This is a genomic window from Streptomyces griseus (assembly GCF_900460065.1).
Classification (GTDB): Bacteria; Actinomycetota; Actinomycetes; order Streptomycetales; family Streptomycetaceae; genus Streptomyces; species Streptomyces griseus.
This window is the reverse complement of record NZ_UAVD01000019.1, coordinates 19,151-44,701: the sequence shown is the minus strand read 5'-3', so window position 1 is coordinate 44,701 and position 25,551 is coordinate 19,151. Positions and strand designations below refer to the sequence as shown.

The following is a 25,551-nucleotide window of genomic DNA, read 5'->3' as shown; positions in this document are numbered from 1 at the left end:
GGGGCTGCCCCGGTCTTCGCCGTGTCCCGGCCCTACAGTCGGGCCCGCTTCACCGCCATGTGCAGCAGCAGCCGGTCCTCGCCGTCGTTCAGGTCGAGGCCGGTGATCTGCTGGATCCGGGAGAGCCGGTAGTACAGCGTCTGGCGGTGGATGCCCAGCGCGGCGGCCGTCCGGCCCGCCTGGCCCGCGTGGTCCAGGAACACCTCGGCGGTGTGCGCCAGCTCCCGGTGCGGCGGGGTCAGCAGCGGGGCGACCACCGGGTCCCCGGGGGCGTCGGCGGCGCCCGGGAGGGCGGTCAGCAGGCGGTACGGGCCGATCGCCGACCACCGGGCGACCGGGCCGAGGCGGGGCTCGGCGCGGGCCGCGCGGGCGGACGCCGTGGCCTCCCGCCAGGAGACCGTCAGCCCGTCCAGGCCCCGGCGCGGCGTGGCGATCCCCCCGGTGGCGGCCGGGCCCGCGTCGGCGCGCAACCGGTCCGCGGCGCTCAGGGCCGGGTCGAGGCGGTCCGGCGCGCGCAGCCGGACGAGCGCGGCCAGTGACAGCGGCCCGGCTCCCCCCGGTGCGGCGACCGTCGCCAGGGCGGCCGCCGAGGCCACCCCGCGTACCGCGGGCGTGTCATCCGCCCACGGGGTCACGCAGAGCACGGTGTGCAGCCCGTCCGCGTCCTGGCCCAGGGCCTCGCCGAGCGCGGCGACCGCGGTGTCGCGCTGCCGGCCGGGGCCCGCCGTGAGCGCCGCGCCGAACTCCCGCGACAGGTCCGCGCCCGCCCGCGCCTCGTCGGAGAGCAGCGCCCCGATCCGGGCGGCGACCTCCATCGCGGCGTTCAGCCGCTCGTCGCTCGGGCCGGGGTCGGCGTCGAGGAGCCAGACGTAACCGAGGACGACACCCCGATGGCGTACCGGCAGGCAGATGCGGTCCCGGAAGACCCCGGCCTCGGGGGCGGCGGGGATCCGGACGGGCCCGGTCGCCCGGGTGATGCCGAACCCCTCGAACCAGGCGCGCACGGCGGGCGTGGAGCGGCGGGTCAGGATCGATCGGGTGCGGACCGGGTCCATCGCACTGTCGTCGTCGCTGTCGTGGGCTCCGAAGGCGACCAGGCCGAAGTCCCGGTTCTCCAGGGTGGCCGGGGCGTCGAGGAGCGCGGAGATCTCGTCGACCAGTTCCTGGTAATCGCCTGTCACTCCGCCATTCTGCACCTCTTGCCGCCTTTCTTCATACAGATGTCTGAGGTGGCGGCCACGGATGCGTGACAGGTGTCGATGGCACAGCCCGCACGGGGTACCTAGATTTCACAGTGGTTATCCGTGCCGTACCGGTCCGTTCACGTTCGTACCGTTGCGGCCCTTCGTCCGTATATTCGTGGAGGTGCCCCGTGCTGGGTCCCGTGATTCTCGCCGCATCGCGCAGCGACAAGATGCGCCGGTTCGTCTCGGCCGCGCCCGGCACCAAGCAGGTCGTCGACCGCTTCATCGCCGGTGAGACCGTCGACCAGGTCGTGCCGATCGTGGAGGACGCCGCGGACAAGGGCCTGGAGGTCACGCTCGACGTCGTCGGCGAGGACATCACCACCCCCGCGCAGGCCGAGGCCGCCCGCGACGCCTACCTGGAGCTCATCGAGCGCCTGAAGGACCTGGGCCTGGGCACCCGCGCCGAGATGTCCGTGAAGCTGTCGATGTTCGGCCAGTCGCTGGAGGGCGGGCACGAGCTGGCCCTCGCCAACGTGCGCCCGGTCGTCGAGGCGGCGGCTGCTATCGGCACCACGGTCACCCTGGACGCCGAGGACCACACCACCCTCGACTCGATGTTCGCCATCCACGAGGAGCTGCGGAAGGACTACCCGGAGACCGGCTGCGTCATCCAGTCCTACCTGTTCCGCACCGAGGACGACGCCCGCAGGCTCGCCGCCGCCGGCAGCCGCGTGCGCATCGTGAAGGGCGCCTACAAGGAGCCCGCCACCGTCGCGTACCAGGACAAGGCCGAGATCGACAAGGCGTACGTCCGCATCACCCGGATCCTGATGGAGGGCGAGGGCTACCCGATGATCGGGTCCCACGATCCCCGTCTCATCGCCATCGCCCAGGAGCTGGGCCGCCAGGCCGGGCGCAAACTGGACGAGTACGAGTTCCAGATGCTGTACGGCATCCGCAGCGACGAGCACCTCCGGCTCGCGGCCGAGGGCCACCGGATGCGCGTCTACACGGCGTACGGCACCGACTGGTACGGATACTTCATGCGCCGCCTCGCGGAGAAGCCGGCCAACCTGCTGTTCTTCGGCCGCTCGATCCTCACCAAGGGCTGAGCGCCCGGCCCCGACCCGGGGCTGAACCGGCCACGGCCGACCCACCCACCCCCGCCGACACCAAGGAGACAAGGCAACCATGGACGCCGTCACCCAGGTCCCCGCGCCGGTCAACGAGCCGGTTCACTCCTACGCCCCGGGCTCCCCGGAGCGCGCCCGCCTGGAGGTGAAGCTCAAGGAGCTCGCCGACAACCCGATCGACCTGCCGATGACCATCGGCGGCGAGAAGCGGATGGGCGGCGGCGAGCGGGTCAACGTCGTGCAGCCGCACAACCACAAGGCCGTCATCGGCACCTTCGCGGGCGCCACCGAGCAGGACGCCCGGGACGCCGTCGACGCGGCCCTCGCCGCCGCTCCGGCCTGGCGCGCGATGTCCTTCGACGACCGCGCCGCGATCATCCTGCGCGCCGCCGAGCTGCTCTCGGGCCCCTGGCGCGAGACGCTGGCCGCCTCCACCATGCTGGGGCAGTCCAAGACCGCCCAGCAGGCCGAGATCGACACCCCCTGCGAGCTCATCGACTTCTGGCGCTTCAACGTGCACTACGCGCGCCAGATCCTCGCCGAGCAGCCCCCGGCCAACTCCCCGGGCGTGTGGAACCGCATGGACCACCGCCCGCTGGAGGGCTTCGTCTACGCGATCACGCCGTTCAACTTCACGGCCATCGCGGGCAACCTCCCCACCGCCCCCGCCCTCATGGGCAACGTCGTGGTGTGGAAGCCGTCCCCGACGCAGACCCACGCCGCCGTGCTGCTGATGCAGCTCCTGGAGGAGGCCGGGCTGCCCAAGGGCGTCATCAACCTGGTCACCGGTGACGGCAAGGCCGTCTCCGAGGTGGCGCTGAACCACCGCGACCTGGCCGGCATCCACTTCACCGGCTCGACCCCCACCTTCCAGCACCTGTGGAAGACGGTCGGCAACAACATCGCCAACTACCGCACCTACCCGCGGCTCGTCGGCGAGACCGGCGGCAAGGACTTCGTCGTCGCGCACCCCAGCGCCGACCGGGCCATCCTGAAGACCGCGCTGACCCGCGGCTCCTTCGAGTTCCAGGGCCAGAAGTGCTCCGCGTCCTCGCGGGCGTACGTCCCCGCCTCCATCTGGAACTCCGGTTTCCAGGAGGAGTTCGCGGCCGAGGTCGACTCCATCACGATGGGTGACGTCACCGACCTGAGCAACTTCATCGGGGCCGTCATCGACGAGCGCTCGTTCGCCAAGAACAAGGCGGCGATCGACCGCGCCAAGTCCGACCCGACCTGCACGGTCATCGCGGGCGGCACCTACGACGACTCGGTGGGCTACTTCGTCCGCCCGACCGTCATCGTCTGCACCGACCCCGAGAACGAGGTCTTCACGACCGAGTACTTCGGCCCGATCCTCGCGATCCACGTCTACGAGGACGCGGACTACGACGCCATGCTCGCGCAGATGGAGTCGGTCTCCGACTACGCGCTGACCGGTTCGGTCATCGCGGGCGACCGCGCGGCCGCCGCGTACACGATGGACAAGCTCCGCTACGCCGCGGGCAACTTCTACATCAACGACAAGTCGACCGGCGCCGTCGTCGGCCAGCAGCCCTTCGGCGGCGGCCGTGCCTCCGGCACCAACGACAAGGCGGGCGCCCCGCAGAACCTCCAGCGCTGGACCCTGACCCGGGCCATCAAGGAGACGCTGGTCCCGCCGACCGACTACACCTACCCCCACCAGGGCTGACACCCTTCCGGGGCGCCGCAGCACGACGCCCCGGACCAGTGGCCTCCTCGCGAGGTCCTCTGAGCACCGCCCCCCGACCGGCCCCCCTGCCGGCCGGGGGGCGGTTTCCATGGAGGGGCCGCCGGTACGGGCTTTCGCGGCGGGCTTCTCAGATCTCCACGAGCACCTGCTCCAGCGACTTGCGCACCAGGTCGGGGACCTCGCAGTCGTCGGCGGGATAGCCGACGGGGATCACGGCGAACGCCTTCTCGTTCTCGGGCCGGTCCAGGACCTCGCCGAGGAAGCGCATCGGGCTCGGGGTGTGGATCAGCGCGGCGAGACCGGACAGGTGCAGGGCGGTGAGCAGCATGCCCACCGCGATCCCCACCGACTCGTCCCCGTAGTAGTGCTTGCGCTTCGTACCGTCCTCGCCCAGCCAGTAGCGCTGCTGGAACACCACGATCAGGGCGGGCGCGTCCGTCATGTGGGCCTTGACCGCGTCCGTGCCCAGCGGGCGCAGCGCCGCGAGCCACTCCTCGCCGAGCCGCCCGTCGTAGCTCACCTTCTCCTCGTGCTCGGCCGCCTCCCGGATCCTGCGGCGGACCCCGGGGTCCTTGACCAGGGCGAAGGTCCACGGCTGCTGGTGGGCGCCGGAGGGCGCGGTGGCCGCGCACGCGATGGCGTCGCGCACCACCTGCTCGGGGACCGGGTCGGGGGAGAAGGCGCGGACGGTCCTTCGCTCGTCCATGCGCTCCCGCAGCCGGGCGGCGCGGGCGAGCGACTCCTCCGGGGCGATCCGCTCGGGGCGGTGGGGCACGGGGCGGTACGGGTCGCCATGGGTGGGCGACCACGGCCGGGGCGTGGGCGTGGTGTCGGACATGGCCGCAGTGTGCGCGGTGGGGGAGGCCCGGGGGAAGCGGGGCTTCGGACAGGCGCGGGACCGGTCCCGGTCAGTGTCCGCTGACCGGGACCGGCTGTCCGCCCTCCGGCGACCCCGGGTACGCGGTCTTGTGAACCAGGTAATGAGCATGTCAAATTCCTTCTCGGTACGTCCCCACACGTCACCCCAGAAGGAGCTCCCCCATGAGACGCAACTCCCGCGCGCGCCTCGGTGTTTCCCTGCTGCTCGTCGCCGGCGCCCTCGGACTCGGAGCCGCCCCCTCCACCGCCGCCGACACCCCGCCGGCCGCCCCCTCGGCGATCCCCGCCCCGTCCGCGTACGCGCTCGACGCCGCCGTCGAACGACAGCTCGGGGCCGCCACCGCCGGCACCTACCTCGACGCGAAGACCGGCGGCCTGGTCGTCACCGTCACCACCGACCGCGCCGAGGAGCAGGCCCGCGCCGCCGGGGCCACCGTCCGCCGAGTGGCCCGCAGCGCCGCCCAGCTCGACGCCGCGATGGCGACCCTGGAGGCCGAGGCCAAGATCACCGGCACCTCCTGGGGCGTCGACCCGCGCACCAACCGGGTCGCCGTCGAGGCCGACTCCTCCGTCTCCGCGCGGGACATGGCCCGCCTCGAAGCCGTCGCGGAACGCCTCGGCAGCGCGGTCGACATCAAGCGCGTGCCGGGCGTCTTCCACCGCGAGGTGCTGGGCGGCGGCGCCATCTACGGCGGCGGCAGCCGCTGCTCGGCGGCCTTCAACGTCACCAAGGGCGGGGCCCGCTACTTCGTGACGGCCGGGCACTGCACCAACATCTCCGCCAACTGGTCGGCCAGCTCCGGCGGTTCGGTCGTCGGAGTGCGGGAGGGCACCAGCTTCCCGACCAACGACTACGGCATCGTCCGCTACACGGACGGCTCGTCGCCCGCCGGCACCGTCGACCTCTACAACGGCTCCACCCAGGACATCTCCTCCGCCGCCAACGCCGTCGTCGGCCAGGCCATCAAGAAGAGCGGATCCACCACGAAGGTGACCTCCGGCACGGTCACCGCCGTCAACGTCACCGTCAACTACGGCGACGGGCCCGTCTACAACATGGTCCGCACCACCGCCTGCTCGGCCGGCGGCGACAGCGGCGGAGCGCACTTCGCCGGGTCCGTCGCCCTCGGCATCCACTCGGGCAGCTCCGGCTGCTCCGGCACCGCGGGCTCGGCCATCCACCAGCCGGTCACCGAGGCGCTCTCCGCGTACGGCGTGACGGTGTACTGAGCCGCCACGGCAGCGACCGGGGCCGCGGTCGCCTCCGCGGCCCCGGTCACTGTCGGCGCACCGTCCGGACGTGGCCAGGTCGCCGCCCCGGCCACCGCCCGGACCGCGGCCACGGTCACCGCCGTCGCCGGCCCTGCCCGACCCCGCCCGCCCGGACCCCGCGCACCCCGGTCCGGGCGGGTCCGCGCGCGGCGGTGAATCTCGGTGTCGGGCGGGCCGGGGCGGCTGGCAGGCTGAGGGGCATGGACCGCTCTCCCGCACCGCGCGTCGCCCACACCCATGAGCTCACCCCGGTCGAACGGGGCCGGATCCGCGAGCTGCTCGACACCGCTTTCGACGGCGACTTCGGCGACGAGGACTGGGAGCACTCCCTCGGCGGCATCCACGTCCTGCTGTGCGAGCCGGACGGCCGCCCGACCGCCCACGGCAGCGTCGTCCAGCGCCGCGTCCTGCACGCGGGCCGCTCCTACCGCGTCGGGTACGTCGAGGCCGTCGCCGTCCGGGCCGGCCACCGCCGCAGGGGCCTCGGCCGCCGGGTGATGGCCGGGCTGGAACGCGTCATCGACACGGCCTACGACTTCGGGGCCCTGTCCGCCTCCGCCGAAGGCGCGGCGCTCTACGCGTCGAGCGGCTGGCAGGTCTGGCCCGGCGGGCTCGCCGCCCTCGGCCCGGCCGGCCCCGTCCCGCTGCCCGAGGAGGAGGGCACCACCTACGTCCGCCCGGCCGCCGGACTTCCCCTCCCCGCCCCCGCCCACCCGCTGGCCTTCGACTGGCGTGGGGGCGACCTGCTCTGAGCGGGCGGGCCGCTCGTCCCTCTTACCCCTCCACCGCTCTGACCTGGGTCGATCCCATGAGCCGTCTCAGATAGTAGGAAGTCCGACTAACTGTGGAGACAGGACGGCTCCGCTGTCCTAACTTGGTAGGAGCCGAACGAATCGCTCGATCGAGCGACTGTGGCGGTAGCGGGTGCACGCCCCGAAGCAGGTAACCCCCTGCGGCGTACGCCCCCCGCTCCTTCCGGCACCTCGAAATCCGATCCCGGCCCGGCCCCGGCGCCGCACCACGGTGTGCGGCCCGCCCCCGGCATCCATGCGATCTCAAGGAGTCGATCCATCATGGCCACCACCACCGCCCGTCGCGTCCGCCACGCCGCCCGCCAGTCCGAGTCGGACCGCAAGAACGCCGCCGCCGCCCTCCAGCGCGCCCTGGACCGCCGTGACAACGGCGGCTCGACCGGCCACTGAGCCGCCCGCGTACCACCCGACCCCACCCCGACCCCCCGAACGCCCTTGCGCCTCGTCCGTATGGTGGACGCCGGATGTCATGGGGTGGGACGCACCGTTAGGCTTCCGGCATGTCTCGCAGCATCGATCTCGCAGTGATCCCCGGTGACGGAATCGGCCAGGAAGTCGTGGCCCAGGGCCTCAAGGTCCTCAACGCTGTCCTCCCGCAGGACGTGAAGCTGGAGACCAAGGAGTACGACCTCGGCGCCCAGCGCTGGCACCGCACCGGCGACACCCTCCCGGACGCGGAGCTGGAAGCCCTCAAGGGCCACGACGCCATCCTCCTCGGCGCCATCGGCGACCCGTCCGTGCCGTCCGGCGTCCTGGAGCGCGGGCTGCTGCTGAAGCTGCGTTTCGCGTTCGACCACTTCATCAACCTGCGGCCCTCCAAGCTTTTCCCCAACACCGCGACCCCCCTCGCCGGCCGCCCCGACATCGACTTCGTCGTCGTCCGCGAGGGCACCGAGGGCCCGTACACCGGCAACGGCGGCTCGCTGCGCACCGGCACCCCCGCCGAGGTCGCCACCGAGGTCAGCCTCAACACGGCGTACGGCGTCGAGCGCGTGGTCCGGGACGCCTTCGAGCGCGCGGCGGCCCGCCCGCGCAAGAAGCTGACGCTGGTCCACAAGAACAACGTCCTCGTCTACGCCGGCCACCTGTGGAAGAACACCTTCGACAAGGTCGCCGCCGAGTACCCCCAGGTCAGCACCGACTACCTGCACGTCGACGCCGCGACGATCTTCTTCGTCACCCAGCCGGAGCGCTTCGACGTCATCGTCACCGACAACCTCTTCGGCGACATCCTGACCGACCTCGCCGCCGCCGTCTCCGGCGGCATCGGCCTGGCCGCCTCCGGCAACATCAACCCGACGGGCGCGTTCCCGTCGATGTTCGAGCCGGTCCACGGCTCCGCCCCCGACATCGCGGGGCAGGGCAAGGCCGACCCCACCGCCACGGTCCTCTCCGTCGCCCTCCTGCTGCGCCACCTCGGCTACGAGGCCGAGGCCGCGCGCATCGAGGACGCCGTCTCCGCCGACCTCGCGGAGCGCGACGGATCCGTCGCGCGCACGACCGACGAGATCGGCGACGCCCTCGCGGTACGCGTAGCGAGCTGACCCGACGACTCCACTTCGAAGCCGCCGGGTCGCACTCAGCGCCCGGCGGCTTCACCTGTGCGGCCCCCGGGTGCCACCATCGACCCCAGGACCGCATGCACACCATTTCGTGCACGGCCCCCCGCAAGAGATAATCGAACGCGGGGCCGTGGCTCGCGGTAAAGCTCGGACGTCCTAGGACCTGACCGAAAAGCGTCGGGCACGAACAGGCGTGAGCGCGGTCCATCACACACAAGACCGGTGAAGGACACGACTCATGACGACGCCCACGATCGAGCTCAAGCCCTCCTCGAACCCGCTGTCCGACGCGGAGCGCGAGGCGATCCTGGCCAACCCCGGATTCGGCCGGCACTTCACCGATCACATGGTGACCATCCGCTGGACCGAGGGCCGGGGCTGGCACGACGCCCAGCTGGTCCCCTACGGTCCGCTGTCGCTGGACCCGGCCAACATGACCCTGCACTACGCGCAGGAGATCTTCGAGGGGCTGAAGGCCTACCGCCAGCCCGACGGCACGGTCGCCTCCTTCCGCCCCGACGCCAACGCCCGCCGCTTCCAGCGCTCGGCCGCGCGTCTGGCCATGCCCGAGCTGCCCGTCGAGACGTTCATCGAGGCCTGCGACGCGCTGGTCCAGCAGGACAAGGCGTGGGTTCCGGCCCACGGCGGCGAGGAATCCCTCTACCTGCGCCCCTTCATGATCGCCACCGAGGTCGGCCTCGGCGTGAAGCCGGCCAACGAGTACCTCTTCCTGGTCATCGCCTCGCCCGCCGGCGCCTACTTCCCCGGCGGGGTGAAGCCGGTCTCCATCTGGCTCTCGGAGAACCGCGTCCGCGCCGTCCCCGGCGGCATGGGCGACGCCAAGACCGGCGGCAACTACGCCGCATCCCTCCTCGCCCAGGCCGAGGCCGCCGCGCACGGCTGCGCCCAGGTCGCCTACCTCGACGCGGTCGAGCACCGGTGGGTCGAGGAACTCGGCGGCATGAACCTCTACTTCGTGTACGCCCAGGAGGACGGCTCGAAGAAGATCATCACCCCGTCCCTCACGGGCTCGCTGCTCGCCGGCGTCACCCGCGACTCCCTCCTCAAGGTCGCCCGCGACCTCGGTCACGGCTCCGAGGAGGGCCGGATCTCCATCGACCAGTGGCGCGACGACACCGCGAACGGCACCCTCCTGGAGGTCTTCGCCTGCGGCACCGCCGCCGTCATCACCCCCGTCGGCCTGGTGAAGTCCGAGGGCGGCGAGTGGACCCAGAGCGGCGGTGAGCCCGGCGAGGTCACCATGAGGCTCCGGGAGCGTCTTCTCGACATCCAGCGCGGCGTGGTCGAGGACACCCACGGCTGGATGCACCCGCTCGGCTAGGTCGACAGGGCCCAGGGGACTCCCCGGCCCCGAAAGGCCGCACCGGCTCCGCAGCCGGTGCGGCCTTTTCCGTGTCCGGCGCATTGAGCGCCGCTCGAAACAAGGACCAAAGTCCCCTGGTGTATCCCCTACCAACCGTTAGAGTGGCGTTCTAAAGTCATCGTCCCTGGAGTCTCCATGCCCGCCGCCCCCGCCCCCTTCCGCATGCCCCCCGAGTGGGCCCCGCACGAGCGCACCTGGATGGCCTGGCCGGGGCCCAACCCCACCTTCGCCTCCGACGCCGAGCTGGCCCGGGCCCGCGGTGCCTGGGCCGCCGTCGCCCGGGCCGTACGCCGCTTCGAGCCGGTCACGATGGTCGTCGGACCCGGCCAGGAGGAGGGGGCGGCGGCCCTGCTCGGGCCGGACGTGGAGCTGGTCGTCCGGCCGCTCGACGACGCCTGGATGCGGGACATCGGCCCCACCTTCGTCACCGACGGCAGCACCCTCGCGGCCGTCGACTGGACCTTCAACGGCTGGGGCGCCCAGGGCTGGGCCCGCTGGGAGAGCGACCAGCACATCGCCCGGGCCGTCGCCGAGCTCACCGGCGCCCCCGCCCACAGCTCCCCGCTCGTCAACGAGGGCGGCGCGATCCACGTGGACGGCGAAGGGACCGTCCTGCTCACCGAGACCGTCCAGCTCGGCCGGGAGCGCAACCCCGGCTGGAGCCGCGCGCAGGTGGAGGCGGAGATCCACGCCCGCCTCGGCACCGAGAAGGCCATCTGGCTGCCCCGCGGACTGACCGCCGACTACGGGACGTACGGCACGCTCGGCCATGTCGACATCGTCGCCGCCTTCGCCCGCCCGGGCACCGTCCTCGTCCACGTCCAGCCCGACCCGGCCCACCCCGACCACGAGGTCACCCGCGAGCTGTCGGCCGTCCTGCGCGCCGCCACCGACGCCAGGGGCCGCGCCCTGGAGGTCGTCGAGGTACCCGCGCCCACCGTGCTGCGCGACGAGGACGGGGAGTGGGCCGACTACTCCTACATCAACCACTACCTCTGCAACGACGGCGTGGTCCTCTGCGCCTTCGACGACCCGCGCGACGAGGAGGCCGCCGCGATCTTCCGGGGCCTCTTCCCGGACCGTACGGTGACCCTCGTCGACGCACGTACGATCTTCGCCGGCGGTGGAGGCATCCACTGCGTCACCCAGCAGCAGCCGAAGGTCCGAGCCACCCCATGACCCGCGCCCCCCGTCGCGGCCACCACGCCGCCCCGCCCCGCGAGGACGTCCTCGCCGCCGCCATGGCCACCGTCGCCGAGCGCGGCCTCGACGGGCTGACCATGGCCGGGCTGGGGCGGGAGGTGGGGATGAGCAGCGGCCACCTCCTCTACTACTTCCGCACCAAGGACGAACTGCTCCTCCAGACCCTGGAGTGGAGCGAACGGCGCCTGGGAGCCGAGCGTGGCGCCCTGCTCGCCCGGCCCGGAACGGCCCGAGAGCGGCTGGACGCGTACATCGGCCTCTACCTCCCCGCCGGGCACCGCGACCCCCACTGGACGCTCTGGCTGGAGGTCTGGGGGCGCTCGCAGAACGCCGACGACACCGCCCGCTCCCGCCAGGCCGCCATCGAGGGGGCCTGGCACCGCGACCTGGTGGCGCTGCTCGCCGAGGGGATCTCGCGCGGCGAGTTCCGGCCGGTGGACGCCGACCGGTTCGCCGCCCGGCTGCGGGCGCTGCTCGACGGATTCAGCGTCCACGTGACGGTCGGGATCCCGGGGACGGGCCGCGATCAGGTGCTGGCACAGGCGGCGGAGTTCCTGGACGAGACGCTGACGCGAGGCGTTCACTGAGCGGTGCGACCAGTGTCACGACCGCATCCTGAGACACCGCCGTCACACAGAGCCCGCTGTGCCAGACTGCTCCCGTGTCCTCGTCCGTCATGATTATTGGCAGCAGGCGCGCCGGTCCGCAGTGACCGCCCCGTACCACCATGTGCGGCGCGGCCATCGTGCCCCAGACCCGCGCGCAGACCTCTCGCACCCGCGAGGGGTTTTTTCGTTTTCCGGCCCGTACCCGGGCCGGAACGAGCAAGCGGGATGATGGGGGCAAGTGGAACCCGATCGTCCGGATCCACTCATCCGACAGGAGTCAGATCAGCATGACCACCAAGGCCAACGCCACCGACGACAGTTTCCATGTCTTCGACACCACACTGCGCGACGGTGCTCAGCGTGAGGGCATCAACCTGACGGTCGCCGACAAGCTGACCATCGCCCGTCATCTGGACACCTTCGGCGTGGGGTACATCGAGGGCGGCTGGCCGGGGGCCAACCCGCGGGACACGGAGTTCTTCGCCCGCGCCCAGCAGGAGATCACGTTCGAGAACGCCCAGCTCGTGGCGTTCGGCGCGACCCGCAGGGCCGGTGGCAGCGCGGCCGAGGACCCCCAGGTGAAGGCGCTCCTGAACTCCGGCGCCCCGGTGATCACGCTGGTGGCCAAGGCGCACGACCGGCATGTGGAGCTGGCCCTGCGCACCACCCTGGAGGAGAACCTGGAGATGGTCCGCGACACCGTCTCCCACCTCCGCGAGCAGGGCCGCCGGGTCTTCGTGGACTGCGAACACTTCTTCGACGGCTACCGCGCCAACGCCGCGTACGCCAAGTCCGTGGTCCGCACCGCGTACGAGGCGGGCGCCGAGGTCGTCATCCTCTGCGACACCAACGGCGGCATGCTGCCCGCCCAGGTCCAGGCCGTCGTCTCCACCGTCGTCGCCGACACCGGCGCCCGGCTCGGCATCCACGCCCAGGACGACACCGGCTGCGCCGTCGCCAACACCCTGGCCGCCGTCGACGCCGGCGCCACCCACGTCCAGTGCACGGCCAACGGCTACGGCGAGCGGGTCGGCAACGCCAACCTCTTCCCCGTCGTCGCCGCCCTGGAACTCAAGTACGGCATGAAGGTGCTGCCCGAGGGCGCGCTCGCCGAGATGACCCGCATCTCGCACGCCATCGCCGAGGTCGTCAACCTCACGCCCTCCACCCATCAGCCGTACGTGGGCGTCTCGGCCTTCGCCCACAAGGCCGGGCTGCACGCCTCCGCGATCAAGGTCGACCCCGACCTCTACCAGCACATCGACCCCGAGCTGGTCGGCAACACCATGCGGATGCTGGTCTCCGACATGGCGGGCCGCGCCTCCATCGAGCTGAAGGGCAAGGAGCTCGGCATCGACCTCGGTGACGACCGCGCCCTGGTCGGCCGGGTCGTGGAGCGGGTCAAGGAGCGCGAACTCCAGGGCTACACCTACGAGGCCGCCGACGCCTCCTTCGAACTGCTGCTGCGCGGCGAGGTCGAGGGCCGTGCCCGGCGCTACTTCCGGACGGAGTCGTGGCGGGCCATCGTCGAGGACCGCCCCGACGGCACCCACGCCAACGAGGCCACCGTGAAGCTCTGGGCCAAGGGCGAGCGGATCGTCGCCACCGCCGAGGGCAACGGCCCGGTCAACGCCCTGGACCGGGCGCTGCGCGTCGCCCTGGAGCGGATCTACCCGCAGCTCGCCAAGCTGGAACTGGTCGACTACAAGGTCCGCATCCTGGAGGGCCGCACGGGCACCGAGTCCACCACGCGCGTCCTCATCACCACGGGCGACGGCACCGGCGACTGGGCGACCGTGGGGGTCGCCGAGAACGTCATCGCCGCCTCGTGGCAGGCGCTGGAGGACGCGTACACCTACGGACTGCTGCGCGCGGGCGTCGAGCCCACGGAGTAACCCGCCGCGAACCCAGCCGCGCCAGAGCCGCCGCCCGTCACCGGGTGGCGGCTCTCGCGCGTTCAAGAGGTGAACGCACAACCCTCCCTGCCCGGTGGGCAGATGGGCCCGGACCAATCTCGGCGTGAAGTATTGACGGCCCCGTATCGGCGCGGTTAACTCCAGCCGCAACGCCGGTACCGGTTCCGGAACCGGTACCGAACGCGTCGGCGGACGTGCCGCAGTTCTGCCCGCCGCGCTGCCCCACCCTGCTCCCGTCTGCTCGTTCCCCCACCCCTGCCTGGTCCAGTGGAGGCCCGGATGCGTGTCACCATCGCCGATGTCGCCCGTGAGGCCGGCGTCAGCAAGACGACCGTCTCACGGGTCATCAACACCAAGGGCGAGGTGGACCGCTCCACGGCCGCCCGCGTTCGTGAAGTGATCGCACAGCTCGGCTATGTACCCAGCTCCGGCGCCGTCGGCCTCGCCCGCGGTTCCAGCCGTACGGTCGGCATGCTCGTGCCCTCGCTGACCTGGCCGTGGATGGGCGAACTGCTCCAGGGCGTCGTCGACACCGTCGAAGCCGCCGACTACGGGCTGCTGCTGTTCACCTGCAACCGCGGCGCCGAGTCCGTCCAGCGCTTCACCAGCCAGGTGTCCGCGCGCGCCTTCGACGGGCTCGTCGTCGTGGAGCCCGAGAACACCCTCGGCCACCTCACCGAACTGCACCGCGACGGCCTGCCGATCGTGCTCATCGACGATCGCGGCCACCACCCCGCATTCCCCTCCGTCGTGACCACCAACCACGAGGGGGGCGCGTCCGCGGCCCGCCACCTGCACGCCGCCGGACGCTCCCGGCCCCTGGTCCTGACCGGCCCCCAGCACTTCGGCTGCGTACGGGACCGGCTGGACGGATTCCGTTCCGTGCTGCCCACCGAGCTGGTCGTCGAAGGGGACTTCACCGAACACGGCGGCCGGCTCGCCGTCGAGGAACTCCTCGCGCGCGGCGTCGCCTTCGACTCCGTCTTCGCGCACAACGACATCAGCGCGGCGGGCGTCCTCCGCGCCCTGCGGGCCGCCGGCCGCCGGGTCCCGGACGACATCGCCGTCGTCGGCTTCGACGACATCCCGATGGCGGAGCACACCGAACCGCCCCTGACCACCGTGCGTCAGCCCACCCGCCGGATGGGCGAGACGGCGGCCCGGATGCTGCTCTCCCACCTCGGCGGCACGCCCGTACCCGACCGGCCGGCCGTGCTGCCCACCGAACTGGTCGTGCGCCACTCGGCGCCGTGACGGACCCGGCCGCCCGGCCGCGCCCCGCTTCGCCCCCTTCCGCCCGCCGGGGTTCCTCCGACCCCGGCAGCCCCTTCCTGGAGTCGCCATGTCCGCACGCCGTCGCACCACCCTCAGAGCGGTCGCCGCAGCCACCGCCGTGGTGGCGCTCGCCGCCGGTTGCTCGAACGCCAACTCGGGCGCCGACAAAGGGGGCGGCGCCGCGCGCGGCGTACTGACCCTGGGCAAGCCGGACGGGCCGCAGACGAACAACAGCAACCCGTTCCTCAACACCTCGGCGGGCGCGGTCCTCGGCTACCGGTACATGATCTACGAGCCGCTGGCCATGACGAACATGATCAAGCCCACGGAGAAGGCCGACCCCTGGCTCGCCTCCGAATGGGCCTGGGAGGACAACTTCACCAAGGTCACCTTCACCCTGGACGAGCGGGCGAAGTGGGCCGACGGCAAGCCCCTGACCGCCGCCGACGTGGAGTACACCTTCAACCTCCTCAAGAAGCACTCGGCGCTCAACTGGAACGGCATCCCCTTCGACGGGATCGCCGTCGAGGACGGGAAGGTCGTGCTGACCTTCGAGGAGTCCCAGTTCGTCAACCAGAACAAGATCATCCAGACCTTCATCGTCCCCAAGCACATCTGGGAGAAGGTCAAGAACCCGGAGACCTGGCCCAACCGGAACCCGGTCGGCTCGGGCCCGTACAAGCTCAAGACGTTCACCCCGCAGACCACCACCCTGACCGCGACGCCGAGCTACTGGAACGGCACCACGAAGGTCAAGGAGCTGCGCTACACCGCGTACAACGACAACAGCGCCGCCACCACCGCGCTGGCCACCGGCAAGGTCGAGTGGTCCTTCGTCTTCATGCCGAACCACAAGCAGCTGTTCATCGACAAGGACCCCGACAACCACCAGCTCTGGTTCCCCTCCGGCCTCGGCATCCACGGCCTGTGGTTCAACACCGCCCGCAAGCCCTTCGACAACCCGGCGCTGCGCAGGGCGATGGCGATGGTCGTCGACCGCAAGGCCATCCACATCCAAGCCCAGGCCACGCTCTACCCGGAGATCACCAACCCGACCGGCATCCCGCTCCCCGCCGGTGAGCCCTTCCTCGCCCCCGAGTACCAGGACGCCACCACCAAGCCGGACGTCGCCGGGGCCAAGAAGGTGCTCGACGAGGCCGGGTTCACCCTGAGCGGCGGGGTGCTCAAGGACCCCGGCGGCAAGCCGGTGAAGCTGACCTTCACCGACCCGGCCGGCTGGAACGACTACATCACCGGGCTCGCGATCATCAAGGACAACATCAAGGAACTCGGCATCGACGCCAAGGTCAAGACGCAGACCGCCGAGGCCTGGGGCGCGGACGTCGCCAACGGCAACTTCGACGCCACCCTGCACTGGACCAACAGCGGCGCGACCCCCTACGACATGTACCAGAACATCATGGACGGGGCCATCCTCCAGCCCATCGGCAAGAACTCCCAGCAGGGCAACTTCGGGCGCTTCAAGAGCCCCGAGGCCACCGCGGCGCTCAAGGAGTACGCCAACGCCACCGGCGACGCGGCCCGCACGAAGGCCCTCAACACCATCCAGAAGATCTTCGTCGAGGAGGCGCCGGTCATCCCGACGGCCGCCGCGCCCATCGGCGCCGAGTACTCCACGAAGAACTGGATCGGCTGGCCCACCGAGGCCAACCCGTACGCCCCTCCGCAGCACACCCAGCCCACCGCGCTGGAGATCGTGCTCAACCTCAAGCCCTCCTCCAAGTAGGCACGGGGAAGAACGGGAAGAACCGGCCATGACCACCAGCGATCACCCCGGGCACGCGCCGTCCGGCACCGATGTGGTGCTCGAAGCGCGCGGAGTCACCAAGCACTTCCCCCTGCGGCGCACCGCCCGCGACCTGGTCGCCCGCAGACGCCGCAGCGTCCACGCCGTCGACGACGTCTCGCTCCGACTGAGACGCGGCACCGTCACGGCCCTGGTGGGGGAGTCCGGCTCGGGCAAGTCCACCGTCGCCCGCCTGCTGGCCCAGCTCCATCCGCTCACCTCGGGCGAGATACGGCTGGGCGGCGAGCCGGCGGTGGCCGGTCGCGGCCGGTCCTTCCGCCGCTACGTACGCCGGGTCCAGCTGATCTTCCAGGACCCCTTCGCCTCGCTGAACCCCGTGCACACCGTGCGCTACCACCTGACCCGCGCCCTGAAGATCCACGGCCGGGCGGGCAGCGGGGAGACGGAACTCGAACAGAACCTGGCCGACCTGCTGAACCGGGTCCAGCTGACCCCGCCCCAGCAGTTCCTGGACAAGTTCCCGCACGAGCTCTCCGGCGGGCAGCGCCAGCGCGTCGCCATCGCCCGGGCGCTCGGCGCCGACCCGCAGGTCCTCCTCGCCGACGAACCCGTCTCGATGCTCGACGTGTCGATCCGGCTCGGCGTCCTCAACCTCCTGCGCGACCTCAAGGAACGCCTCCACCTGGCGATCCTCTACATCACCCACGACATCGCCTCCGCCCGCTACTTCGCCGACACCACCCTCGTGATGTACGCGGGCCGGATCGTCGAGGGCGGCGACAGCGAACGCGTCACCCAGCACCCCGCCCACCCCTACACCCAGCTCCTGATCGCCTCGGCGCCCGACCCGGACCGGGTCGTCGCCGAGGAGGACCAGGAGGAGACCGGCACCGGCGAGCCGCCCTCCCTGATCACCCCGCCCGCCGGCTGCCGCTTCCACCCCCGCTGCCCCAAGGCGATGGAGCGCTGCCGCACCGAACCGCCGCCGCGCTTCGACCTGTCCGACGGGCAGTGGGCGGCCTGCTGGCTCTACGACGGGGCGGCGGCGAACGGCACCGAACCGGTGGCCGACCCCGCCACCGCGAAGGAGGCCACCCGGTGAAGTACGTCCTCCAGCGCCTCGCCTTCTACGCCGTCACCGCGTGGGCCGCGATCACCATCAACTTCCTCATCCCCCGCCTCATGCCGGGCGACCCGGTCCAGGCCCTGCTCAGCCGCTACCAGGGGCAGCTCGACACCAAGGCCATCGACTCGCTCAAGGCCCTCTTCGGCCTCGACGAGCAGCAGTCGATGTGGCAGCAGTACACCGACTACTGGGCCCACCTCCTCGACGGCGACCTCGGCCTCTCCTTCACCTTCTTCCCCACCCCGGTCAGCGAGGTCATCGGCCAGTCCCTGCCCTGGACCCTGGCCCTGGTCGGCACGACCACCCTCATCAGCTTCGTCCTCGGCACCGGCATCGGCGTCTACAGCGGCTGGAAGCGCGGCTCCTGGCTCGATTCCCTGCTGCCGGTCACCACCTTCATCTCCTCCATCCCGTACTTCTGGCTCGGCCTCGTCGCCATCGCCCTGTTCGCCGAGAAGTGGTCGCTGTTCCCGAACTCCGGCGGCTACGACAACGCGCTCGTCCCGGCCTTCGACTGGCCGTTCATCTCCAGCGCCCTCTACCACGCGGTCCTGCCCGGGGTGACGATCGTCCTCAGCGCGGTCGCCGGCTGGATCCTCGGCATGCGGAACATGATGGTCACCGTCTCCTCCGAGGACTACGTGATGGTGGCGCAGGCCAAGGGCCTGTCCGAGCGGCGCGTCATGTTCGGCTACGCGGCCCGCAACGCGGTGCTCCCCAACATCTCCGGCTTCGCCCTCTCCCTCGGCTTCATCGTCGGCGGCACCCTGCTCGTCGAGATGGTCTTCACCTACCCGGGCATCGGCTTCCAGCTGCTCCAGGCGGTCGGCGGCAAGGACTACCCCCTGATGCAGGGCGTCTTCCTGATCATCACGCTCTCCGTCCTCGCGGCGAACCTGCTGGCCGACCTCGTCTACGCCGCCCTCGACCCCCGTACCCGGAAGGAGGCGTAGACCCCGTGCCCGACCGCGCAGCACGCGCCGCCCGACCCCGTACCCGGAAGGCCTGAGGCCCCATGTCCGTCACCGCCACCGACGTCGCCGTCCTCGACGGCGCGCCCCCGCCCGCGGCGCCCACCCGCCGGGCCCGGCTCCGGTTCCTGCGCGGCGGGAAGACCCGCACCGGCCTGATCCTGCTGGCGTTCTTCGTCCTGCTGGCCGTCGCCGGGCCCTGGCTCGCCCCCCACGACCCCGACGCGATGAGCGACCAGCTGCTCCAACCTCCCTCCGGCGGGCACTGGTTCGGCACCACGCACACCGGGCAGGACGTCTTCTCGCAGATCCTCGTCGGCACCCGCGGCGTCCTCGTCGTCGGGCTGCTGGCCGCCGTCATCGCGACCGCCCTGTCCGTCCTCGTCGGAGTCAGCGCCGGATTCCTCGGCGGGGCCGTCGACGAGATCCTCTCCGCGCTCTCCAACATCTTCCTGGTGCTGCCCGGACTCCCGCTGATCATCATCGTCGCCAGCTTCGTCCCCGAGACCGGGGACATCGTCATCGCCGTCGCCATCGCCCTGACCTCCTGGGCCTGGGGCGCCCGGATCCTCCGGGCCCAGACGCTGTCCCTGCGCCGCCGCGACTACGTGGAGGCGGCCCGCGCCACGGGCGAGTCGACGCCCCGGATCATCCTCTTCGAGATCCTGCCGAACCTCACCGCCGTCATCGCCTCGGGATTCGTCGGCACGGTCATCTTCGCGGTCCTCACCGAGATCACCCTCGCCTTCATCGGCGTCGCCGACATCTCCCACTGGAACTGGGGAACCGTGCTGTTCTGGGCCCAGTCCAACCAGGCCCTCGCCCAGGGAGCCTGGTGGTGGTTCGTCCCGGCCGGCCTCTGCATCGCCCTGCTGGGCACCGCGCTCGCCCTCATCAACTTCGGCATCGACGAGTTCGTCAACCCCCGCCTGCGCACCGCCACCGGCTCCTCCCGGAAGATGAAGATGCGCGTCGGCTTCACCCCGGTCGCCCGGAAGTCCACCGGCGACGGACCCCGCGAGCACAGCAGCAAGGAGCCGCGCCCATGAGCGCCGAGCCGGTCCTGACCATCAGCGGACTCAACGTCGACTACGGCACCGACGCGGGCGCCGTCCACGCCCTGCGCGACATCGACCTCACCCTCAACCGGGGTGAAGTCCTCGGCCTGGCAGGGGAGTCGGGCTCGGGAAAGTCGACGCTCGCCTACGCCGTGACCCGGCTGCTGTCCCCGCCCGGCGTCATCACCGGGGGAGAGGTCCACTACCACCGCCCCGGCGGCGACCGCGTCGACATCCTCTCCCTCGCCCCGCGGCGGCTGCGCGCCTTCCGCTGGCAGGAGCTGTCCATCGTCTTCCAGGGGGCGATGAACTCCCTCAACCCCGTGCACACCGTCCACAGCCAGCTCACCGACGTCCTCGCCGCCCACCGGCCCGAACTGAGGAAGCGCCAACGCACCGAACGAGCGGTTGAGTTGCTCGGCCTGGTGGGGATCTCCGCCGACCGGCTCGCCGCCTACCCGCACCAGCTCTCCGGCGGGATGCGGCAGCGCGTGATGATCGCCATGGCGCTCGCCCTGGAACCCGAGATCGTCATCATGGACGAGCCGACCACCGCGCTCGACGTCGTCATGCAACGGCAGATCCTGCGACGGCTCGTCCAGTTGAGGCGACAGCTGGACTTCTCGGTCGTGTTCATCACCCACGACATCTCCCTCCTGATCGAGTTCTCGGACCGGATCGCGATCATGTACGGGGGCCGCATCGTGGAGCAGGCGGGTGCGGCGGAGATCTACCGCGACCCCCGCCACCCGTACAGCGACGGGCTCCTGCACTCCTTCCCCGCGCTCCACGGCCCCCGGCGCGAACTCACCGGCATCCCGGGCTCCCCGCCGCACCTCTCCGCGATGCCCACCGGCTGCGCCTTCCACCCGCGCTGCGGCAAGGCCTTCGACCCGTGCGCCGGCCGGGTCCCGCTGCTCGCCCCGCCCGCCGACGGGCCCGGCCGCGCCGTCGCCTGCCATCTGCACAGCTGACCAGGGCCCCTCTCCCCTCCTACGTACGGAGACCGATGAACCCCGCCCCCATCCCGCAGCGACTCCTCCGGCCGGCCCCGGTACGGGGGCTCCCCGCCGACTTCCGCTGGGGCGTCGCCACCTCCGCGTACCAGATCGAGGGAGCCGTGGCCGAGGACGGCCGCACCCCGTCCATCTGGGACACCTTCTGCCGGGTGCCCGGGGCCGTCGAGGGCGGTGAGAGCGGCGATGCGGCCTGCGACCACTACCACCGGATGCCCGAGGACGTGGAGCTGGTCGCGGGCCTCGGCATCGACACGTACCGCTTCTCGCTCGCCTGGCCGCGCATCCAGCCGGGCGGCCGGGGCCCCGCCAACGCCAAGGGCCTCGACTTCTACAAACGCCTGGTCGACGAGGTCCAGGGGCGCGGGATCACCCCCTGGATCACCCTGTACCACTGGGACCTGCCGCAGGAGCTGGAGGACGCGGGCGGCTGGCCCGCACGCGACACCGCCCTGCGCTTCGCGGAGTACGCCGCCCTCGCCCACGAGGCCCTCGGCGACCGGGTCGAGCACTGGACCACGCTGAACGAGCCCTGGTGCTCGGCGATGCTCGGCTACGCCCACGGGGTGCACGCCCCCGGCCGCCGCGACCTCGGCGACGCCATGCGCGCCGTCCACCACCTGCTCCTGGGCCACGGCCTGGCCGCCGGCGCACTGCGGGACGCCGCCGGAAACAACCCCCTGGAGCTGGGCATCACCCTCAACCTGGGCACCGCCACCCCCGAGACCGACAGCGCGGCCGACCGCGAGGCCTGCCGTCGCGCCGACGGCATGGGCGCCCGGCTCTACCTCGACCCGCTCGTCCACGGCCGCTACCCGGAGGACGTCGTCGCGGACCTGGCCGCCCAGCACATCGAACTCCCGGTCAGGGAGGGCGATCCGGCCGCCATCGCCGCTCCGCTCGACGTCCTCGGCGTCAACTTCTACCGAGGCATGCGGTTCTCCGGCGTCACCGAGGACGGCTCGGCCACCGGGGCCGACGGCCTGCCCGTCACGCGGGTGGTCGAGCGCGACCTGCCCCGCACCGCGATGGACTGGGAGATCACCCCCACCGAACTCACCGATCTGCTCGTGCGGTTGCAGCGCGACTACGCCCTCCCGACCGTCATCACGGAGAACGGCGCCGCCTTCGACGACACCGTCGCCGCCGACGGCTCCGTCCCCGACGCCGACCGCACGGCCTACCTCGCCGACCACATCGCCGCCGTCGTCGCCGCCCGCGCGCAAGGGGCCGACGTCCGGGGCTACTTCGCCTGGTCGCTGCTGGACAACTTCGAGTGGGCGTACGGCTACGACAAGCGGTTCGGCATCGTCCGGGTGGACTACGACACCCAGGTCCGCACCCTCAAGGACAGCGCCAAGTGGTACCGGGACACCATCCGCCTCACCCGCCGCGAGCGCGCATAGCGCCCGACAGCACCGCCGGCGCCGACGCTCCCGGGACTCCGTCCCGGGAGGGGAGCGCTCCCAGGTGCCCCGCACCCCCCATCCGCGCCCCGACGGCACCGGCGGCCGGCCCCGCGGCCGGCCGGACCGGCACGAGGAAGGCGGCGGGGACCCCGGCGGCTGCTCGTCCAGCGGAAGATCGGCACCGGCGTCACCCAGGAGGTCTCGAAGCCGTTCGCGGAGGCGGACCACCTGCTGCTCACCGGTGATCCGACCGGGGCGGTCGACCGGCCGCGCACGGCGTACCGAGCCGCCCAGGAGAGGCGCTCCCGGGCGGGCGACGGCGTTCGTCGCCCGTCTGGAGTAGCGTGAAGTATGAGGAAAAGGCTCATCCCCGCGCTGCTGGCGGGCCTGCTGCTCATCTTCGCAGCGGCGGCCCTCGCCCCGACCTCCCCCGCGTCGGCCGCGCCCGCCGCGACCATCCAGGACGCCGCCCAGGCCCTGCGCGACGACCCGGTCTATGTGGACCCGGGCGCGCGCGATCAGCTCTCCGCCGCTGACGAGAAGGCTCTGGAGAACAAGATCACGGACGCCGACAAGCCGGTGTTCGTGGCCGTCCTCCCCGATACCCCGGCCTTCCCCGAGGAAGGCCTCCTCCAGACCCTGCGCAGCGACACCGGCATCACCGGCGTCTACGCGATACGCCTCGGCGACGGCTTCGACGCGGGCGCGGACCCGCAGGTCATGCCGACCCGGGCGGTGGAGAACCTCACCGCCGCCGTGGAGAACCCCACCACCGCCGGCGACGCCGACACCCAGCTGAACGCCTTCGTCGACCGCGCCGTCGAACAGGCCCGGGGCAGCGCCCCCGCCTCCTGGTCCGGCGGCGGCGGAGCGGCGGACGGGGCCGGAGCCCCGGTCGGCGGTCTGATCACGCTCGGCGCGCTGGTCGCGGCGGGCGGAGCCGGCGCGTACGCGATCTCCCGCCGCAACAGGCGCCGCAGGGAGGAAGAGGAGCGCGCCGCGCTCGACAAGCTCCGGGTCGTCGTCGACGAGGACATCACCGCGTACGGCGAAACCCTGGAACGCCTGGACTTCCACCCCGCCGAGAAGGGCGCGGACGACGCCATGCGCGCCGACTACGAGCGGGCCCTGGACTCCTACGAGAGCGCCAAGTCGAAGATGGACCGGGCCAGGCACCCCTCGGACGTCCGCGGTGTCACCCGAGCCCTGGAGGACGGCCGCTACTCCCTCGCGGTCCTGGAGGCCCGCCGCACGGGCGGGGAGATCCCGGCCCGCCGCCCGCCGTGCTTCTTCGACCCCCGCCACGGCCCCTCGGTCGCCGACGTGCTCTGGACGCCGTCCGGCGGCGCGTCCCGCGAGGTCCCCGTCTGCGGCGCGGACGAGGCACGGCTCACCCGGGGCGAGGACCCCATGAGCCGCACGGTCGACGTCGGCGACGGCAACCGCCGCCCGTACTGGGAAGCGGGCCCGGCGTACGGCCCCTGGGCCGGCGGCTACTTCGGCGGCGGCCTGCTCCCCGGCCTCCTGGTCGGCACCATGCTCGGATCGATGCTCGCCACTCCGGCGTACGCCTCCGAGTACGGCGGCGGTGACTTCGGCGGCGGCGCGGGTGGCGACTGGGGCGGCGGCGACTTCTCCGGCTCCGACTTCGACTCCTCCGGCTTCGGGGGCGGCGGCTTCGGCGACGGCGGGGGTTTCGGGGGAGGCGGCTTCGACGGCGGCGGGTTCTGAAGCCGGTCCGCCCGCAGTCGGACCGGCCCGTGCTCGCGCGCCCGCCGGTCCGCCTGCCCGCGTGTCGGCCCGCCCGCGCGCCCGCCCCTTCGCCTGTCGGCTGCGCCGTCCGTCCGGGAGAGGCAGCGGGCGGTGCCCCGGCCCGCCCGGATGCTGCCCTCGCGTCCCTGGGCGCGGCCCGCCCGTCCGCCTAGCGTGACTCCATGCACTCCCACGAGACTCCGGCCAGGACCCACGACCGGCAGCGGCCCGCCCCCGTGGCCCGGGCGGCGGAACGGGACGCAGACTCCCCGGGCCCGCGATCCCCGGGAAGCCTCCAGGGCACCCTGGGCAACACGGCCGTGACCCGCATGATCACCGTGTCCCGGATGATGTCCGAGGACGAGTTCAAGCAGAGCACCAAGCGCTTCGGGGCCAAGCGGAACGCCTCGGAGATCGGCAGGGTGGACGAGGCGCTGCGCGCGTTCTACGCCCTGCCGGACGGCGGTCAGGTGGCGCGGCTGTACGCCCTCAAGGACATCGTCGCGGCCTGCGAGGCCTACGTCGCCCACAAGTCCGGTGAAGGGGACCGCGTCGACGGGGTGGAGCGGCTCAACAACCAGGCCCGGGAGGCGCAGTCGGCACTCGACGCCGAAGCGGTCTTCCACGGGCTGCTGGCCGAGATCGACCGGATGGTGGCCGGGGGCGAGGACCCGGATATGGACCGGCGCCTCCCGGCCGGCGAGGCGCAGAAGGCGTCGCAGCGCATGTCCGGGCCCGTCTTCACCACCGTGATGGACGGCTTCATCGACCGGTTGCGCGCCCTCCGCGGGGACGCCGGTCTGCCGGACGAGACCCGCGCGGTCATCGGTGAACTGATGGCCGTGGTGGACCTGGTGACCGTGAAGCAGTACCCGCGGGGCGGCATGCCCGGGATGAAGCTCACCACCGCCGCCGGTGAGGACCCCGCGTTCACCTTCAACGTCGACACCCAGGCCAGGGGCGGATCCTCCTTCATGCTCGGGCACGTCGCCCACGAGCTGACCCACGTCGCGGCCCATCAGGCGTTCGGAAGCAGCCCGGTCATGGAACTGGTGCGGTCCGGCGCGACCGTCGCCGAGGTCGCGGCGCTGGCCGAGGAGCGCAAGCAGGTCCTCGCCGGCCTGCGGCAGGACCTCGGCGAGGGGGACGGGTTCAGCGAGTTCCAGCAGAGGATGCTGGAGGAGAAGCTGGGGTACGGCGGCCAGAGCGGCAAGCTCAAGAAGTACGCGGACTCCTTCGCGGCGGCGGGCAAGATCACCCCCGAGCAGCAGGCGCAGCTGGTCGCCTGGGACGCGGCGGCGGGCTCGGCGTCCGGCACGCTGATCGAGTACGACACCGTGATCAACCAGATGCTGGTCTATCTCCACCTGTGGGAGACGGACCAGGACCATCCCTTCTACGTACGGCTGCGGGCGGCGGCCCGGGGCGCGTTCGACCGCCGGAGCCAGGCGCGGGAAGCCACCGCGCAGGCGGGAGACACTCCCTAGGCCCGCCGCCCGCAGCCCGCCA

At 72.1% G+C, this 25,551-nt stretch carries 21 protein-coding genes and 1 pseudogene; 20 read left to right on the top strand and 2 right to left on the bottom strand.

The window, feature by feature from the left end; translation table 11 throughout:
- Positions 1 to 32: 32 nt before the first annotated feature.
- Positions 33 to 1,181 carry a PucR family transcriptional regulator gene (locus tag DTB53_RS08860; protein WP_030705632.1) on the bottom strand — a complete coding sequence of 383 codons (1,149 nt, stop codon included), beginning with the start codon at positions 1,179 to 1,181 and terminating at the stop codon, positions 33 to 35.
- A 191-nt stretch (positions 1,182 to 1,372) separates the two neighbouring features.
- On the opposite strand from DTB53_RS08860, the gene DTB53_RS08855 reads away from it, so the two are divergent.
- Both DTB53_RS08855 and pruA read left to right on the top strand, forming a co-directional pair.
- Entirely contained in the window at positions 1,373 to 2,299 is a 927-nt protein-coding gene (locus DTB53_RS08855; protein ID WP_012378907.1) for a proline dehydrogenase family protein, read from the top strand.
- 79 nt (positions 2,300 to 2,378) lie between these two features.
- Positions 2,379 to 4,010 carry an L-glutamate gamma-semialdehyde dehydrogenase gene (gene pruA / locus DTB53_RS08850; protein WP_012378906.1) on the top strand — a complete coding sequence of 544 codons (1,632 nt, stop codon included), beginning with the start codon at positions 2,379 to 2,381 and terminating at the stop codon, positions 4,008 to 4,010.
- A gap of 148 nt (positions 4,011 to 4,158) precedes the next feature.
- Here pruA and DTB53_RS08845 read toward each other — a convergent pair whose 3' ends face one another.
- On the bottom strand, positions 4,159 to 4,869 hold the full coding sequence (locus DTB53_RS08845; RefSeq protein ID WP_042496027.1) for a nitroreductase family protein: 711 nt from the start codon (positions 4,867 to 4,869) through the stop codon (positions 4,159 to 4,161).
- Positions 4,870 to 5,072: 203 nt separating this feature from the next.
- Between DTB53_RS08845 and DTB53_RS08840 the strand changes: the two genes are divergently transcribed.
- The 18 genes and pseudogenes from DTB53_RS08840 (at position 5,073) to DTB53_RS08755 (ending at position 25,529) form a co-directional block, all read left to right on the top strand.
- On the top strand, positions 5,073 to 6,140 hold the full coding sequence (locus tag DTB53_RS08840) for a S1 family peptidase (protein WP_012378904.1): 1,068 nt from the start codon (positions 5,073 to 5,075) through the stop codon (positions 6,138 to 6,140).
- 242 nt (positions 6,141 to 6,382) lie between these two features.
- Complete coding sequence (locus tag DTB53_RS08835; RefSeq protein WP_012378903.1) at positions 6,383 to 6,934, top strand: GNAT family N-acetyltransferase; 552 nt, start codon at positions 6,383 to 6,385, stop codon at positions 6,932 to 6,934.
- A gap of 321 nt (positions 6,935 to 7,255) precedes the next feature.
- On the top strand, positions 7,256 to 7,384 hold the full coding sequence (locus DTB53_RS37350; protein ID WP_003966058.1) for a hypothetical protein: 129 nt from the start codon (positions 7,256 to 7,258) through the stop codon (positions 7,382 to 7,384).
- A 110-nt stretch (positions 7,385 to 7,494) separates the two neighbouring features.
- Positions 7,495 to 8,538 (top strand): 3-isopropylmalate dehydrogenase, encoded by a 1,044-nt coding sequence (locus DTB53_RS08830; RefSeq protein WP_012378902.1) that lies wholly within the window; start codon positions 7,495 to 7,497, stop codon positions 8,536 to 8,538.
- A gap of 256 nt (positions 8,539 to 8,794) precedes the next feature.
- Positions 8,795 to 9,898 (top strand): branched-chain amino acid aminotransferase, encoded by a 1,104-nt coding sequence (locus DTB53_RS08825; RefSeq protein WP_012378901.1) that lies wholly within the window; start codon positions 8,795 to 8,797, stop codon positions 9,896 to 9,898.
- A gap of 177 nt (positions 9,899 to 10,075) precedes the next feature.
- The gene (locus DTB53_RS08820; protein WP_012378900.1) at positions 10,076 to 11,119 is read left to right on the top strand and encodes an agmatine deiminase family protein; all 1,044 of its coding nucleotides are present in this window, start codon (positions 10,076 to 10,078) and stop codon (positions 11,117 to 11,119) included.
- Complete coding sequence (locus tag DTB53_RS08815) at positions 11,116 to 11,730, top strand: TetR/AcrR family transcriptional regulator (protein ID WP_003966053.1); 615 nt, start codon at positions 11,116 to 11,118, stop codon at positions 11,728 to 11,730. The genes DTB53_RS08820 and DTB53_RS08815 overlap by 4 nt, the downstream gene beginning before the upstream one ends.
- A gap of 308 nt (positions 11,731 to 12,038) precedes the next feature.
- Positions 12,039 to 13,646: a citramalate synthase gene (gene cimA, locus DTB53_RS08805; RefSeq protein ID WP_003966052.1), complete on the top strand. Its 1,608-nt coding sequence runs from the start codon at positions 12,039 to 12,041 to the stop codon at positions 13,644 to 13,646.
- A 300-nt stretch (positions 13,647 to 13,946) separates the two neighbouring features.
- Positions 13,947 to 14,921, top strand: coding sequence for a LacI family DNA-binding transcriptional regulator (locus DTB53_RS08800; protein ID WP_012378899.1), 975 nt, complete (start codon positions 13,947 to 13,949; stop codon positions 14,919 to 14,921).
- 88 nt (positions 14,922 to 15,009) lie between these two features.
- Complete coding sequence (locus DTB53_RS08795) at positions 15,010 to 16,689, top strand: ABC transporter substrate-binding protein (RefSeq protein WP_012378898.1); 1,680 nt, start codon at positions 15,010 to 15,012, stop codon at positions 16,687 to 16,689.
- Positions 16,690 to 16,717: 28 nt separating this feature from the next.
- Positions 16,718 to 17,812, top strand: coding sequence for an ABC transporter ATP-binding protein (locus DTB53_RS08790; protein WP_012378897.1), 1,095 nt, complete (start codon positions 16,718 to 16,720; stop codon positions 17,810 to 17,812).
- The gene (locus DTB53_RS08785) at positions 17,809 to 18,789 is read left to right on the top strand and encodes an ABC transporter permease (RefSeq protein ID WP_003966048.1); all 981 of its coding nucleotides are present in this window, start codon (positions 17,809 to 17,811) and stop codon (positions 18,787 to 18,789) included. The genes DTB53_RS08790 and DTB53_RS08785 overlap by 4 nt, the downstream gene beginning before the upstream one ends.
- 62 nt (positions 18,790 to 18,851) lie before the next feature.
- A complete protein-coding gene (locus DTB53_RS08780; RefSeq protein ID WP_012378896.1) occupies positions 18,852 to 19,856 on the top strand; it encodes an ABC transporter permease in 1,005 nt (334 codons plus the stop codon).
- Positions 19,853 to 20,839 (top strand): ABC transporter ATP-binding protein, encoded by a 987-nt coding sequence (locus tag DTB53_RS08775; RefSeq protein ID WP_003966046.1) that lies wholly within the window; start codon positions 19,853 to 19,855, stop codon positions 20,837 to 20,839. Before DTB53_RS08780 ends, DTB53_RS08775 begins: the two co-directional genes overlap by 4 nt.
- Before the next feature lie 35 nt (positions 20,840 to 20,874).
- Entirely contained in the window at positions 20,875 to 22,287 is a 1,413-nt protein-coding gene (locus DTB53_RS08770; RefSeq protein WP_012378895.1) for a GH1 family beta-glucosidase, read from the top strand.
- 156 nt (positions 22,288 to 22,443) lie between these two features.
- Positions 22,444 to 22,638: pseudogene (locus DTB53_RS37975) on the top strand (hypothetical protein); the annotation flags it as partial.
- A 3-nt stretch (positions 22,639 to 22,641) separates the two neighbouring features.
- Entirely contained in the window at positions 22,642 to 24,021 is a 1,380-nt protein-coding gene (locus tag DTB53_RS08760) for a hypothetical protein (RefSeq protein WP_012378894.1), read from the top strand.
- A gap of 203 nt (positions 24,022 to 24,224) precedes the next feature.
- Positions 24,225 to 25,529 carry a hypothetical protein gene (locus DTB53_RS08755; protein ID WP_012378893.1) on the top strand — a complete coding sequence of 435 codons (1,305 nt, stop codon included), beginning with the start codon at positions 24,225 to 24,227 and terminating at the stop codon, positions 25,527 to 25,529.
- Positions 25,530 to 25,551 lie beyond the last annotated feature (22 nt).

What these genes read in the sequence shown, in the direction of transcription:
- DTB53_RS08760 (WP_012378894.1), top strand. Translation starts at nt 22,642, where the DNA reads ATGAGGAAAAGGCTCATCCCCGCGCTGCTGGCGGGCCTGCTGCTCATC.
- DTB53_RS08780 (WP_012378896.1), top strand. Translation starts at nt 18,852, where the DNA reads ATGTCCGTCACCGCCACCGACGTCGCCGTCCTCGACGGCGCGCCCCCG.
- DTB53_RS08840 (WP_012378904.1), top strand. Translation starts at nt 5,073, where the DNA reads ATGAGACGCAACTCCCGCGCGCGCCTCGGTGTTTCCCTGCTGCTCGTC.
- DTB53_RS08845 (WP_042496027.1), bottom strand. Translation starts at nt 4,869, where the DNA reads ATGTCCGACACCACGCCCACGCCCCGGCCGTGGTCGCCCACCCATGGC.
- DTB53_RS08815 (WP_003966053.1), top strand. Translation starts at nt 11,116, where the DNA reads ATGACCCGCGCCCCCCGTCGCGGCCACCACGCCGCCCCGCCCCGCGAG.
- DTB53_RS37350 (WP_003966058.1), top strand. Translation starts at nt 7,256, where the DNA reads ATGGCCACCACCACCGCCCGTCGCGTCCGCCACGCCGCCCGCCAGTCC.
- DTB53_RS08790 (WP_012378897.1), top strand. Translation starts at nt 16,718, where the DNA reads ATGACCACCAGCGATCACCCCGGGCACGCGCCGTCCGGCACCGATGTG.
- DTB53_RS08755 (WP_012378893.1), top strand. Translation starts at nt 24,225, where the DNA reads ATGCACTCCCACGAGACTCCGGCCAGGACCCACGACCGGCAGCGGCCC.
- cimA (WP_003966052.1), top strand. Translation starts at nt 12,039, where the DNA reads ATGACCACCAAGGCCAACGCCACCGACGACAGTTTCCATGTCTTCGAC.
- DTB53_RS08835 (WP_012378903.1), top strand. Translation starts at nt 6,383, where the DNA reads ATGGACCGCTCTCCCGCACCGCGCGTCGCCCACACCCATGAGCTCACC.
- DTB53_RS08830 (WP_012378902.1), top strand. Translation starts at nt 7,495, where the DNA reads ATGTCTCGCAGCATCGATCTCGCAGTGATCCCCGGTGACGGAATCGGC.
- DTB53_RS08820 (WP_012378900.1), top strand. Translation starts at nt 10,076, where the DNA reads ATGCCCGCCGCCCCCGCCCCCTTCCGCATGCCCCCCGAGTGGGCCCCG.
- pruA (WP_012378906.1), top strand. Translation starts at nt 2,379, where the DNA reads ATGGACGCCGTCACCCAGGTCCCCGCGCCGGTCAACGAGCCGGTTCAC.
- DTB53_RS08770 (WP_012378895.1), top strand. Translation starts at nt 20,875, where the DNA reads ATGAACCCCGCCCCCATCCCGCAGCGACTCCTCCGGCCGGCCCCGGTA.
- DTB53_RS08775 (WP_003966046.1), top strand. Translation starts at nt 19,853, where the DNA reads ATGAGCGCCGAGCCGGTCCTGACCATCAGCGGACTCAACGTCGACTAC.
- DTB53_RS08825 (WP_012378901.1), top strand. Translation starts at nt 8,795, where the DNA reads ATGACGACGCCCACGATCGAGCTCAAGCCCTCCTCGAACCCGCTGTCC.
- DTB53_RS08800 (WP_012378899.1), top strand. Translation starts at nt 13,947, where the DNA reads ATGCGTGTCACCATCGCCGATGTCGCCCGTGAGGCCGGCGTCAGCAAG.
- DTB53_RS08795 (WP_012378898.1), top strand. Translation starts at nt 15,010, where the DNA reads ATGTCCGCACGCCGTCGCACCACCCTCAGAGCGGTCGCCGCAGCCACC.